Raw genomic sequence first — 13,503 nt, forward strand, 5'->3', positions numbered from 1 at the left:
ATCTGCTATTGAGCCCCTTATTCACTCTGCGGAACCAAGGCCATGCGGAAAGTGTTCAAATCGGCATAAACCTTGACACCCAGCAGGGGCACCGAAGGCCGCCCGCCCCGCGCGGACCCCCGTCGGTGCCCGCACCAGGAAGGACGACCTGGCGTTCGATCCCGTTCCGGCCCGCGCGCCGAAGCGAACCGGATCACAGTCGGATCACGGGATCGCAACGGCGCTTGCGCGCCCGGCTTGTGCGCCATGTGTCCCGGTCTCCCGCTGAGCAAACCTTTCACCTGCGAGATGAACCGGATGAGGTGAAACATGTCCCACATTCCGGGCAGTGAGTTGACAGCGCTGGTGTGAACCGATGTGCTTGTGGGCATGCTCGCGCACTCGGCACTCACCTCGACCCGCACCGCCGGGTCCCACGGTGCTGCCCGCGCCCGCTGTAGCTGTCGCTGCTGCGGCTGTTGAGCCCCGCGCGTCCACGCGCCCGCTCCGGCCGCCGCCCGGGTCCCGCCCACGGAACCCGGTGCGCCCCCTTCAGCACCACGCCTGAGAACCACGCCGATCGCCGCGGATCCCCGGATCCCGCAGATCTCCGAGTCTCCCGAGGAACCACCGCACCTCATGAACAGCGACAGCGACCTCCAGATCGCCGGCGACCTCCTGGAGGTCCCGCACCTCCTCCAGGCTCCGCGCGAGCACCCGGTCACCGTGGCCGAGTTCGCCGGCCTGGCCAGGGCCGTCGCCGCCGACCGCGCCCAGTGGGAGCACCTCGTCCGCTACGACGCGACGACGCGCTGGTACCACCGGCTGCGCACCGGCCCCGGCTACGAGGTGTGGCTGCTGTCCTGGGTGCCCGGACAGGGCAGCGGGCCGCACGACCACGGCCGCTCCTCCGGGGTGCTGACCGTCCTGGAGGGCACCCTGACCGAGCGCACCCGGCGGGGCACGCGCGCGCTCGCGGCGGGTGAACAGCGCGTGTTCGCACCGGGATACGTGCACGAGGTCACCAACGACGCGCTGCGTCCGGCCGTCAGCCTGCACGTCTACTTCCCGGGCCTGACCGAGATGGCGATGCACGACTCCCCCGCCGCGCGGACCGCCGCCCGGTGCGCCGCCGCGAGCGGCGGCCGGGAAGCGGCGGACGCCGTCAACGCGTGACCCGTCCGGGGCCGACTCCGGCGACCGCGTGCCCTGTTGTCGTACCCGCCTGCCAGACTTGCCCCATGCGCATTGTGGTTCTGGCAGGCGGCATCGGCGGTGCCCGGTTCCTGCGCGGTCTGAAGCGGGCCGTGCCGGACGCGGACATCACCGTCATCGGCAACACCGGCGACGACATCCACCTCTTCGGGCTGAAGGTCTGCCCCGATCTGGACACGGTGATGTACACGCTCGGCGGCGGCATCAACGAGGAGCAGGGCTGGGGCCGGGCGGAGGAGACCTTCCACCTCAAGGAGGAGCTCGCGGCCTACGGCGTGGGACCGGACTGGTTCGGGCTCGGCGACCGGGACTTCGCCACGCACATCGTGCGCTCCCAGATGCTGGGCGCGGGCTATCCGCTCAGCGCGGTCACCGAGGCGCTGTGCGACCGGTGGAAGCCCGGGGTGCGGCTGATCCCGATGTCCGACGACCGGGTCGAGACGCATGTGGCCGTGGAGATCGACGGCGAGCGCAAGGCGGTCCACTTCCAGGAGTACTGGGTGCGGCTGCGCGCGTCGGTCCCGGCGCAGGCGGTCGTGCCGGTCGGCGCGGAGCAGGCGAAGCCCGCGCCGGGCGTCCTGGAGGCCATCGCCGCGGCGGACGTGATCCTCTTCCCGCCGTCCAACCCGGTCGTCTCGGTCGGCACCATCCTCGCCGTGCCCGGCATCCGCGAGGCCATCGCCGACGCCGGGGTGCCGGTGGTGGGCCTGTCCCCCATCGTCGGCGACGCGCCCGTGCGCGGGATGGCGGACAAGGTCCTCGCCGCGGTCGGCGTGGAGTCCACCGCCGCGGCCGTCGCCGAGCACTACGGCTCGGGGCTGCTGGACGGCTGGCTCGTCGACACCGTCGACGCGGGCGCGGTGGAGCGGGTCGAGACGGCCGGGATCCGCTGCCGCGCGGTGCCGCTGATGATGAGCGACCTCGACGCCACCGCGCAGATGGCGCGGGAGGCGCTGGCACTGGCCGAGGAGGTGCGCACGGCATGAGCGGCACACCCGCCGACGGCACGGGCGACACGGCCGACACGGGCGACAGCGGCGGCACCGCCGGGTCCGCCGGTCCCGCCGCCCCCTCCGGTCCCGGTACGGCGCCCGCGTTCCGGGTGTGGGCCGTGCCCGGCATCCCCGAGGTGGCCCCGGGCGACGACCTGGCCAAGCTGATCGCCGCCGCCGAGCCGGGCCTCGCCGACGGTGACGTGCTCCTGGTCACCTCGAAGATCGTCTCCAAGGCGGAGGGCCGGGTCGTCGAGGCCGCCGACCGGGAGGCCGCGATCGACGCCGAGACCGTGCGGGTCGTGGCCCGGCGCGGACCGCTGCGCATCGTGGAGAACCGGCAGGGCCTGGTCATGGCCGCGGCCGGGGTGGACGCCTCCAACACGCCCGCGGGCACGGTGCTGCTGCTGCCCGGGGACCCGGACGCCTCGGCGCGCGCGATCCGCGAGGGCCTGCGCACGGTGCTCGGCGTCGACGTCGCGGTCCTCGTCACCGACACCTTCGGCCGCCCCTGGCGGGCCGGGCTCACCGACGTCGCCATCGGCGCCGCCGGACTGCGCGTCCTGGACGACCTGCGCGGCGGCACCGACGCCCACGGCAACCCGCTCGGCGCCACCGTCGTCGCCACCGCCGACGAACTGGCCGCGGCGGGCGACCTGGTCAAGGGCAAGGCAGCCGGGCTGCCCGTCGCCGTGGTGCGCGGCCTGGGGCACACGGTCACGGACGACGACGGGCCGGGCGCGCGGGCGCTGGTGCGCGAGGCACGCGACGACATGTTCCGGCTGGGCACCTCCGAGGCCGTACGGGAGGCGGTGACCCAGCGGCGTACGGTGCGGTCCTTCACCGACGAGCCCGTGGACCCCGGTGCGGTGCGGCGCGCGGTCGCGGCGGCGGTGACGGCTCCGGCGCCGCACCACACCACACCGTGGCGGTTCGTGCTGCTGGAGTCGCCCGGGGCGCGGACCCGGCTGCTGGACGCGATGCGCGACGCCTGGATCGCCGACCTGCGGCGGGACGGCAAGAGCGAGGAGTCGATCGCCAGGCGGGTGCGCCGCGGGGACGTTCTGCGCCACGCCCCGTACCTGGTGGTGCCGTGCCTGGTCATGGACGGCTCGCACACCTACGGCGACCCGCGGCGCGACGGTGCCGAGCGGGAGATGTTCGTGGTCGCCGCCGGAGCGGGCGTGCAGAACTTCCTGGTCGCGCTGGCCGGGGAGCGGCTCGGCTCGGCCTGGGTGTCCTCGACGATGTTCTGCCGGGACGTGGTGCGCGAGGTGCTGGAACTGCCCGCCGACTGGGACCCGATGGGCGCGGTGGCGGTCGGACACCCGGACGGCCCGCCCAGACCCCGGGACGAGCGGGACCCGCAGACGTTCGTCGAGGTGCGCTGAGGCGGCCTCGCCGGGACGGGGTGACCGGCCAGAGACCTGCCCTAGGCTCGTAGCGACCGCCTTCGACCCCGGGAACTGATCGTGGCAGGACGTTTCGCCCCGCGCCCCCGGCCCCCGCACTCGACCGTGTCCGGGGGCCGGGCCGCCGTACCCGCTGCCGCGGGCACGCCTCAGGTGCCGCCGGGCGGACCCGAGCGGGTGCGGGCCTGGGCGCCGGACGAGCCGCTGGACCTGGGCCTGGTCCTCGGGCCGCTGCGGCGCGGGCCGGGCGATCCGACGTTCCGGGCGATGCCGGACGGGTCCGTGTGGCGGGCCAGCCGCACCCCGCTCGGGCCGGGCACGCTGCGGGTCTTCGTCCGTGGCGGACAGGTGTGCGGGCAGGCATGGGGGCCGGGCGCCGAGTGGCTGCTCGACCAGCTGCCCGAGCTGCTGGGCGCGGCCGACGAACCGGCGGCGTTCGCGCCCCGGCACCGGCTGCTCGCCCTGGCCCGGCACCGGCGACCCGGGCTGCGGCTGACCCGCACCGGACTGGTGCTGGAGTCGCTGATCCCCTCGGTCCTTGAGCAGAAGGTCACCACGCTGGAGGCGTACGCGGCCTGGCGGACGCTGGTGTGCGCGTACGGGGAACCGGCGCCCGGACCCGTCCCCGTGCCGATGCATGTGATGCCGGCGCCGCGCGCCTGGGCGCTGATCCCGTCGTGGGACTGGCACCGGGCCGGGGTCGACGACAAGCGGGCGTCGACGGTGCTGCGCGCGGTGCGGGTGGCCGCGCGGCTGGAGGAGGCGACGGCGATGCCTCCGGCGGCGGCCCGGCGGCGGCTGGAGGTGGTGCCCGGGATCGGGCCGTGGACCTCGGCGGAGACCGTGCAGCGCAGCCACGGCGCGGCCGACGAGGTGACGGTCGGGGACCTGCACCTGCCCGGCATCGTGGGGTTCGCGCTGGCCGGGAACCGGGACGCCGACGACGCCGAGATGCTGCGGCTGCTGGAGCCGTACGCCGGTCAGCGGCACCGGGCGGCCCGGCTGATCCTGCTCAGCGGCCGGATCCCGCCGCGCCGGGCACCGCGGATGCCGCTGCGCGACATGGGACGGCTGTGAGCCGCGCACCGGCCCGCCGGACCAGGCCGGGACCGGCGCCAAGGACGGAGGCGGCGGCCTGACCGCGGCGGAACCACCGTCCGGCCGCCGTCCGCTCCCTGTCCCGGCGCTCCCGGGCCCGGGAGCGGCCGCCTACTGGTCCGAGGAGAAGCGCACCGCGCCCGCCGGGATGCGCGCGTCGCACCAGATCCGCATGCCGTCACGCAGCTCGTTGTCGGCGCCGACCACCGCGCCGTCGCCGATCACCGTGCCGGTGAGGACGGAGCGGCGGCCGATGCGGGCGCGGGTGCCGATGAGGGAGTCGGTGATGACGGCGCCGGGCTCGATGACGGCGCCGGGCAGGATCGTACTGCCGGACACCCGCGCGCCCTCGGCGACGCGGGCGCCCTCGCCGACCACGGTGCCGCCGGTCAGCTTGGCGTCGGGGGCGACGACGGCGGTGGGCAGGACGAGGCGGTCACCGCAGCGGCCGGGCACCGCCGGGGAGGGGGCGCGGCCGAGGACCAGGTCGGCCGAGCCGCGGACGAAGGCGGCCGGGGTGCCGAGGTCCAGCCAGTAGGTGGAGTCCACCATGCCCTGGAGGTGTGCGCCGGCCGCGAGCAGACCGGGGAAGGTCTCGCGCTCCACCGACACCGGGCGGCCCTGCGGGATCCCGTCGATGACCGAGCGGCGGAAGACGTACGCCCCCGCGTTGATCTGGTCGGTGACGATCTCCTCGGGGGTCTGCGGTTTCTCCAGGAAGGCGAGGACCCTGCCGGAGGCGTCGGTCGGGACCAGGCCGTAGGCGCGCGGGTCGGTCACCTTCGTCAGGTGCAGGGAGACGTCCGCGCCGCTCTCCTCGTGGGTGCGCGCCAGAGAACGGATGTCCAGGCCGGTCAGGATGTCGCCGTTGAGGACGAGCACCGGTTCGTGCGGCCCGGAGCGCAGGCGCGCGGCGACGTTGCGCAGGGCGCCGCCGGTGCCCAGGGGCTCCTCCTCGGTGACGTACTCCAGATGGAGCCCGAGGGCGGAACCGTCGCCGAAGTACGGTTCGAAGACCTCGGCCAGATAGGAGGTGGCGAGCACGATGTGCTCGACGCCCGCCGCTGCGGCCCGTGCCAGCTGATGGGTGAGGAAGGGCACGCCGGCCGCCCGCACCATGGGTTTGGGGGTGTGCACCGTGAGCGGGCGCAGCCGGGTCCCCTTGCCGCCGACCAGGAGGATCGCTTCTTTCACCTGTCGTCTCCGCTTCCTGCCGGGACCGGCCGCTTCGTCCTTCGGCCGGACAGTGTAGGCAGACCGCTCTCAGCGGCCCTGGTAGCGCGCCGCGGTCGAGCGGATCGTGCCGAGCTTGGCGTAGAGCTTGCGTCCGGGGCAGTCGGTGGCGAAGCCGTCCCGGTGACCGGAGATCACGTTCAGATGGACGTTCTTCCCCTTCTTGTAGCGGTTTCCACCGCCGGACTTCAGATAGGTCTTGCCGCGCGGGTCCATCCCGTAGAGGCCGAGCTTCCACGCGGTCAGCCGGGCGACGGCCTTGAGGGCGGCGGAGGACGGCTTGGTCTTGCTGTAGGTGCCGATGACGGCGATGCCCACGCTGTCGCTGTTGAAGCCCATGGTGTGGGCGCCCAGGACGGGCTTGGCCACGCCCCCGGCGCGGCCCTCGTAGACGGTGCCGCACTTGTCGACGAGGAAGTTGTAGCCGATGTCGCGCCAGCCCATGCTCCTGACGTGGTAGCGGTAGATGCTGCGGATCACCGAGGGGGCCTGCGAGCAGCGGTAGTTGTTGCCGGTCGCGGTGTGGTGGACGAACGCGGCCTTCACCTTCTTCGTGTAGCCGAACCCGCGCGAGCGCAGTGACTCGTCGGCGCCCCAGCCGTGCCGGGTGACGATGCGCGGGCGCGCTCCGATGTACGGCTTGGCGCGCTGGGCGGCCGTGAGTTCGTCGCCGCGCAGGGCGAGCAGTTCGCGTGCGGTGGCCGCCTGGTCCAGGGCGGGGATCTCGGTGGCGCCGAGCGGGGCGAGGCCGGAGTTGGCGGCGGAGGCGGCGGTCGCGGCCTCGGTCAGTTCGCCGGTGCGCGCCTGGTCGGCCTGGGGGCCCGCCGGGGGTGTGTCGCCGGGGTCGACGAGTTCCAGGCGCAGCCCGGAGGGCAGCGGGGCCGGCTGCCGGGCGCCGTCGCCGTCCGTCCGGTCCCCGGTGTCGGCGCGGACCCGCAGGTCGACGCCGTCGGAGTCGCCGACCCACAGCGGTGCGGTGGCGCCGCGGATGTGACCGGCGGCGCGCTCGGCGGCGCCCGGATCGGCGCCGTGGTCGGCGTTGTGGGTGTCGACGTCCTGCCAGTCGGACCAGGTGCCGGTGGCCGCGGAGCGGGTGCGGACCTGGACGGTGCCGTGCAGTTCGGTGTCCGGGTCGTCCCAGACGACGCCGACCAGGGAGAAGTGCCGTACGTCCGTGCGGTACAGGCCCTGTTCGAGGCGGGCGGCGGTGACGGACCGGCCGCGGGCGTGGCCCGCGGCGCGCACGGCCAGGGGCAGGGACTGGGTGCTGCCGGGGACGGCGGGCGCCGTCGCGGCCGGGGCCGCTCCCGGCGCCGTGGCCGGTGCGGCGGCTGCGGCAACACCCGCGGGGACGCCCGGCACGAGGGCGAGTCCGGCCGCACAGGTGACACCGATCGAGGACGCAAGGAATCCGTATCGACGCATGCCCCCGATCTTGGACATAGTCACACATATATGTCCATCTACGAACTGACGGTGCGTCGGGTGATGTTCCCTCGAACTGATGCCCGAACGGCGAGATCCGGGCCGCCGTCCCTCGCCGCGGGCGGCCCGCGCCGCGTACGCTGACGCGGGTGAACGCCACCGAACGCACCCCTGCCGACCTGCTGCGTTCCGCGCTCGCCGCGGACCCGGGACGCCCCCTGGTGACCTTCTACGACGACGCCACGGGCGAACGCGTCGAACTGTCCGTCGCCACCTTCGCCAATTGGGTGGCCAAGACGGCGAACCTCCTCCAGGGAGACCTGGCCGCGGGCCCCGGTGACCGGGTCGCGCTGCTGCTGCCGGTGCACTGGCAGACGGCGGTGTGGCTGCTGGCGTGCGCGTCGGTGGGCGCGGTCGCGGACGTCGGCGGGAACCCGGGGGCCGCCGACGTCGTGGTCAGCGGGCCGGACACGCTGGAGGCGGCGCGGGCCTGCTCGGGCGAGCGGATCGCGCTGGCGCTGCGCCCGCTGGGCGGCCGGTTCCCGCAGCCGCCCGCGGGCTTCGCCGACTACGCCGTCGAGGTGCCGGGCCAGGGCGACCGGTTCGCGCCGTTCGCGCCGGTGGACCCGGAGGAGCCCGCGCTGATCGTGGCCGGTGCGGAGCACACCGCGGCCGACGTCGTGGAGCGGGCCCGCGCCGACGCGTCCCGGCTGGGCCTGACGGGGCCCGGTTCCCGGCTGCTGTCCGGGCTGGCGTACGACACCTGGGAGGGACTGAGCGCGGGGCTGTACGCGCCGCTCGCCTCGGGCGGGTCCGTCGTCCTGTGCCGCCATCTGGACCGCCTGGACGAGACCGCCCTGGCCCAGCGCATCGAGACGGAACGGGTCACCGCCACGGCGAGGTGACCGCCGCCCCGGTCCCGCTCCCCCCTCGTCCCGGCGTTTTCCCCCGTTCGGCCCAGCACCACCCCGCCTCCCCTCCCCCGAGGGGCCATCGTCTTACGGACGGGACGTCGGGACGTCGGGACATCGGGAAGACGGTCGGGAAGAGGCCGGGAAGAGGGTGGTCGCGGTCGTGGGCCGCAGGGCGGAGGGGCAGGACGAGGGACCCGGGGCAGGGGTACGGGTCCCGGGGGCCGTGGGGCCCGGACAGGGCGCGTCGGCCACCGGCGCCGGGGCGGCGGCGCGGCGCCTGCGCAGACTCCAGGCCGCCGCGTTCGCCGCGGCCGTCCTCGTCGGCGGTTCCGCCGTGACCGGCTGGGCCCTCTACGCCCGGCTCAGCGGCAACATCACCGCCGACGAGGCCGCGGCGGCCGAACTGCGGCGCTACGAGAAGGAACGGCCCACCGCCCTGGTCAAGGGGGCGCAGAACATCCTGCTGATCGGGTCGGACACCCGGACCGGCGACGGCAACACGGGATACGGGCGCGACGCGGGGACCGAACGGTCCGACACCGTGATCCTGCTGCATCTGGCCGCCGACCGGCGCAGCGCCACCGCCGTGTCCCTGCCCCGCGACCTGATGGTGCACGTGCCCGGCTGCCGCCGCCGGGACGGCAGCCGCAGCGCGCCGGTGTTCACGATGCTCAACCACGCCTACGAGGTGGGCGGTTCGGCCTGCACGATCCGGACCGCGGAGAAGCTGACCGGCATCCGGGTCGACCACCACATGGTCGTCGACTTCGGCGGGTTCAAGGACCTGGTCGACGCGGTCGGCGGCGTGCGGGTGTGCCTCAAGAAGCCGGTGACCGACAAGGACGCCGGTCTGCGGCTGCCCGCGGGCCGGGTGACGCTCGACGGCGAGCAGGCCCTCGGCTACGTCCGGGCCCGCAAGACGCTCGGCGACGGCAGTGACACCGACCGGATGGCACGGCAGCAGCACTTCCTCGGCGCCCTCGTCGGCAAGGTGCGCGGCGACGGGGTCCTGCTGAACCCGGTGAAGCTGTACCCCGTCCTGGACGCGGCCACCTCCTCGCTGACCACCGACCCGGCGCTGGCGAATCTGCGCGGTCTCCACCAACTCGTGCGCGGACTGCGCGGCATCCCCACGGAACGCGTGCGGTTCCTGACGGTTCCGCGGAAGTCGTACGCCTACGACGCCGACCGCGATCAGCTCGTGGAGCCGGAGGCCGAAAAGCTGTTCGCCCGGCTGCGCACCGACCGGCCGGTGGAGGTGGCCCCGGAGGATTCACGGGATTCCGGCGCAAACAACGGCAATTCCGGGCCGCGGGATTCCGTGCGGGGACCCGATTCCACGTCCGGCGAGGAATCGCCTGCGCAGCCGGACGACTACGTTCAGTACGTTTATCCGGGCGTCCCGGCGGCCGCCGGGACCAGCCGGGTCCTCGCGGCCCCACCTTCGCCGACGCCCACCTTCACCGGCAATACCGCCGCACAGGCCCCCTGCGGGTAAAGCCGCCGCCAAGGGCGAACTTTTGTCCGGGGAGAATGGGCGGATTGCCCAGTTGTAGGGGCGTGGAATTCGTCACCGGCGTCGCTCAATGCTCAACAGGCCGGATAGTGTGAGCGATCCGGTGCTACCGGCCACGAGGTCATCCTGGGGTCGCGCACTGTGTGAACCAGACCTGAGCGCCTCAGGGGGAAGGCGCCGCGTGGCCCCGACGGAGGGTTCGGACAACCGTGGACGCGCAAGGCCGTGGGCGGGCGGACAACATTGATCCCGCAGACCAGTGGGTGCTCAATCCGGCCACCGGTGAATACGAACTGCGACTGGACCCTTCCCCTCCGCAGTCGGCGGTGCCGGGGCAGCGCCGGGGCGCCGCCCCCGGGCCCGGTGGCGGCGACTCCCGGCGGCGCGGCACTCCGTCCGACGCGGAGCAGGCCCACGAGACGGCCCCGGCGCCCACCGTGCCCGGCCCGCGCCGCCGTCGCGGCGCGCCCGGCGAGGAGGAGCCGCCGCCCGGCCGGCGCAGCCGCCGCCCGGAGAAGAAGAAGCGGTCGCGGACCAAGAAGGTCCTGATGTGGACCGGCGGCACCATGGCGTTCGTCCTGGTCGGCGCCGGTACGGCGGGCTATCTGATCCTCAAGCACCTCGAAGGCAACGTCACCACCACCGACGTGGGCAGCGCGGCCAAGGACAGCTTCAGCAAGGACGAGGCCTTCAACATCCTCATCATCGGCACCGACAAGCGGACCGGTAAGGGCAACGAGGGCTACGGCGACAAGGGCAGCGTGGGCCACGCGGACACCAACATCCTGCTGCATGTCGCCAAGGACCGGACGAACGCCACCGCGCTGAGCATCCCCCGGGACCTGATCGTCGACGTCCCCGACTGCCCGACCAAGCAGCCCGACGGCAGCACCAAGGTCGTCCCGGGCTCGCACAAGGTCCGGTTCAACGAGAGCCTGGGCCAGGACGGCCGCGACCCGGGCTGCGCGATGCGCACGGTCAAGGAGATCACGGGCATCTCCCCGGACCACTTCATGATGGCCGACTTCAACGCCGTGAAGACCCTGACCTCGGCGGTGGGCGGCGTCGAGGTGTGCCTCAAGCACGCCGTCAACGACAAGGACTCGCACCTGAACCTGCCCGCCGGTTCGTCCAAGATCGAGGGCGAGGAGGCGCTGGCCTTCGTCCGCACCCGGCACAGCTTCGGCAACCACGGCGACCTGGACCGGATCAAGGTGCAGCAGCAGTTCCTCAGTTCGCTGATGCGCAAGATGGCCTCCGGCGACACCCTCACCAACCCGGTCAAGCTGTACGACCTGGCGGACGCGGCCACCAAGTCGCTGACCGTCGACACCGGCATCGGCAAGGCGAGCACGCTCAAGGACGTGGCGCTGGAGCTGAAGAAGGTGCCGACGAAGAACATCACCTTCCTGACCGTGCCCGTGCGGGACAACCCGGACGACGGCCCGGTCCACAAGACGGTCATCCTCGATCAGGTCCAGGCCCCCCAGGTGTTCGACAGCATCAGCAGCGACGTCTCCTTCACCGAGGTGAAGAAGAAGCAGCAGCAGGCGAAGGACGCGCAGGCGGCCCGGCTCAAGGGCACCCGGTCGGCGGCCTCCGAGGTGCGGGTGCGCGTCCTCAACGGCGGGGCCAAGGACGGCGCGGCGCAGGAGACCCTCACCTGGCTCCAGAACCAGCAGGGCGTGCTCAAGTCGGAGAACGGCAGCAACGCGCCGGAGAAGCTCGCCAACACCACGCTGGAGTACGCGCCCGACCAGGCGGACCAGGCCCGTGAACTCGCCTCGCTCATGGGGCTGCCGGGCTCCGCGCTGAAGCCGGGCAAGAGCGTGACCAACTCCCAGGGCCTGCCCGCGATGACGCTGACCCTGGGCAAGGACTACAAGGGCGCGGGAGTGTCACTCACCGCTCCCAAGAAGGCACCCAAGGTGGAGGGGCAGCACACGGCTGACACGGTTCAGTGCGCCAGTTGAGCGCACCGTGTGACCTGACGGGCCTGTCGTACGTCTAACACGGCGTACGACAGGCCTGTTCGATGACTTGAGGGCGGGGAGGATGGGGAGTTGACGCAGAGCGGTCTGCGCGGGGAGGGGCCCGCGGTCGAGGACACGATGCCTCTGGCGCAGCACGAGAAGAGCACGGGAGGCGGCGGCCACGGCCGGCGCGGCGGGGGCGGGCGCGGCGGCCGGGGCACCGGCGGCAGACCACCCAAACGCCGGGTGCTGCGCTGGTCGGCCACGGTACTCGCGGTGGTCATACTCGGGACGGCCGGCGCCGGTTACCTCTACTACGAGCATCTGAACGGCAACATCCAGAAGGGCGAGCGCAGCAGCGGTGACTCCAAAGCGGCCAAGTCGAAGGCGAACGCCGACGGCCAGACGCCCCTGAACATCCTGCTGATCGGCTCCGACAGCCGCGACTCCGACGCCAACATCGCGCTCGGCGGCGGCCGGGACAACCGCGGCAACCCGCCGCTCGGCGACGTACAGATGCTGATCCACCTGGCAGCCGACCGCAAGAGCGCCTCCGTGGTGAGCATCCCGCGCGACACCCGCGTGGACATCCCCAAGTGCAGGGATCCGAAGACCGGAAAGAGCTTTCCGCCGGTCAACACGATCATCAACGAGTCCCTGGCCCGCGGCGGCGCCGGCTGCACCCTCGCCACCTGGCAGAACCTCACCGGTGTGTACATCGACCACTGGATGACCATCGACTTCGCGGGCGTGGTGCGGATGGCGGACGCCATCGGCGGCGTCGACGTCTGCGTGAACCAGAACGTGTGGGACCGCTCGACGGCCCTCGCGCACGGCGGCTCCGGCCTGAAGCTGACGGCCGGCACCCACAAGGTCAAGGGCGAGCAGGCCCTCCAGTGGCTGCGGACCCGGCACGCCTGGGGCAGCGACCTGTTGCGGGCCAGGGCCCAGCACATGTACCTGAACTCGATGATCCGCACGCTCAAGGACCAGAGCATCTTCACCGACACGGGCCGGCTGATGGACCTGGCGGAGGCGGCCACCAAGTCGCTGCACGTCTCCGAGGAGATCGGCACCGGCAAGAAGCTCTACGACCTGGGCATGCAGCTCAAGGCGGTTCCGACGAACCGCATCACCATGACGACGATGCCGAACGTCCAGGACCCGCAGAACCGCGACCACGTCGTGCCGGACGGCAACAACGCGCAGAAGATGTGGAAGCTGCTGCGCGACGACGTCTCCTTCGACGCCAACGGCAAGCCCACCGACGCGAAGCAGGGCGCGGACGGCGCCAAGAAGACGACGCAGCCCAGCTCGCCGCCCGCGCACGCGGACGGCCAGATCGGTGTCACGGTGCAGAACGGCACCCGCACCGCCGAGCTGGCCCCGGTCGGCCACCGGGCGACCGCCATCAGCGACGAGCTGGTGCAGAAAGGCTTCACCAGGGCGACGCCGGACGGCTCGACCGCCCCGGCCGCGTCCGACACGGTCGTGCGCTACCCGAGCGCCGAACTGAAGGGCGACGCCGAGCGGGTCGCCACCGCGCTGGGCATCCCGGTCGGTTCGGTGGAGCGGTCGACCGACGTCTCCGGCGTCACGCTCGTCGTCGGCGCGGACTGGCGCGAGGGCAGCACGTACCCGAAGCAGAAGGCGCCCAAGGCCGGGGACATCCCGGACAACTCCGACGCCATCAACGGCGCGGACACCAAGCAGTGCATGGACGTGTACCAGCCCTACCGCTGGTAG

10 protein-coding genes are annotated in these 13,503 nt (G+C 73.1%); 8 read left to right on the top strand and 2 right to left on the bottom strand.

The features are described 5' to 3' along the window. The first annotated feature begins 618 nt into the window (after positions 1-618). The 4 genes from ACWDYF_RS12470 to ACWDYF_RS12485 all read left to right on the top strand — a co-directional run bounded on the left by ACWDYF_RS12470 (position 619) and on the right by ACWDYF_RS12485 (position 4,675). On the top strand, positions 619-1,155 hold the full coding sequence (locus ACWDYF_RS12470; RefSeq protein ID WP_389462892.1) for a cysteine dioxygenase: 537 nt from the start codon (positions 619-621) through the stop codon (positions 1,153-1,155). 65 nt (positions 1,156-1,220) lie between these two features. After that, on the top strand, positions 1,221-2,180 hold the full coding sequence (gene cofD, locus ACWDYF_RS12475; RefSeq protein ID WP_389462893.1) for a 2-phospho-L-lactate transferase: 960 nt from the start codon (positions 1,221-1,223) through the stop codon (positions 2,178-2,180). Next, positions 2,177-3,577, top strand: a complete 1,401-nt coding sequence (locus ACWDYF_RS12480; RefSeq protein WP_389462894.1) for a coenzyme F420-0:L-glutamate ligase — start codon at positions 2,177-2,179, stop codon at positions 3,575-3,577. Before cofD ends, ACWDYF_RS12480 begins: the two co-directional genes overlap by 4 nt. Positions 3,578-3,658: 81 nt before the next feature. Continuing rightward, a complete protein-coding gene (locus tag ACWDYF_RS12485; protein ID WP_389462895.1) occupies positions 3,659-4,675 on the top strand; it encodes a DNA-3-methyladenine glycosylase family protein in 1,017 nt (338 codons plus the stop codon). Positions 4,676-4,807: 132 nt separating this feature from the next. Here the strand turns inward: ACWDYF_RS12485 and ACWDYF_RS12490 are convergent, their stop codons facing one another. Continuing rightward, the gene (locus tag ACWDYF_RS12490; RefSeq protein WP_381737722.1) at positions 4,808-5,890 is read right to left on the bottom strand and encodes a mannose-1-phosphate guanylyltransferase; all 1,083 of its coding nucleotides are present in this window, start codon (positions 5,888-5,890) and stop codon (positions 4,808-4,810) included. A 69-nt stretch (positions 5,891-5,959) separates the two neighbouring features. Continuing rightward, entirely contained in the window at positions 5,960-7,372 is a 1,413-nt protein-coding gene (locus ACWDYF_RS12495) for a peptidoglycan recognition protein family protein (RefSeq protein ID WP_381737720.1), read from the bottom strand. Between the two features lie 131 nt (positions 7,373-7,503). On the opposite strand from ACWDYF_RS12495, the gene ACWDYF_RS12500 reads away from it, so the two are divergent. The 4 genes from ACWDYF_RS12500 (at position 7,504) to ACWDYF_RS12515 (ending at position 13,503) form a co-directional block, all read left to right on the top strand. Continuing rightward, complete coding sequence (locus ACWDYF_RS12500) at positions 7,504-8,259, top strand: TIGR03089 family protein (RefSeq protein WP_389462896.1); 756 nt, start codon at positions 7,504-7,506, stop codon at positions 8,257-8,259. 232 nt (positions 8,260-8,491) lie between these two features. Further along, positions 8,492-9,766, top strand: coding sequence for an LCP family protein (locus tag ACWDYF_RS12505; RefSeq protein WP_389462897.1), 1,275 nt, complete (start codon positions 8,492-8,494; stop codon positions 9,764-9,766). Between the two features lie 227 nt (positions 9,767-9,993). Further along, positions 9,994-11,757 (top strand): LCP family protein, encoded by a 1,764-nt coding sequence (locus ACWDYF_RS12510; protein WP_389462898.1) that lies wholly within the window; start codon positions 9,994-9,996, stop codon positions 11,755-11,757. Positions 11,758-11,847: 90 nt separating this feature from the next. Then, positions 11,848-13,503, top strand: a complete 1,656-nt coding sequence (locus ACWDYF_RS12515; RefSeq protein WP_389462899.1) for an LCP family protein — start codon at positions 11,848-11,850, stop codon at positions 13,501-13,503.

The organism is Streptomyces sp. NPDC003284 (assembly GCF_053589675.1).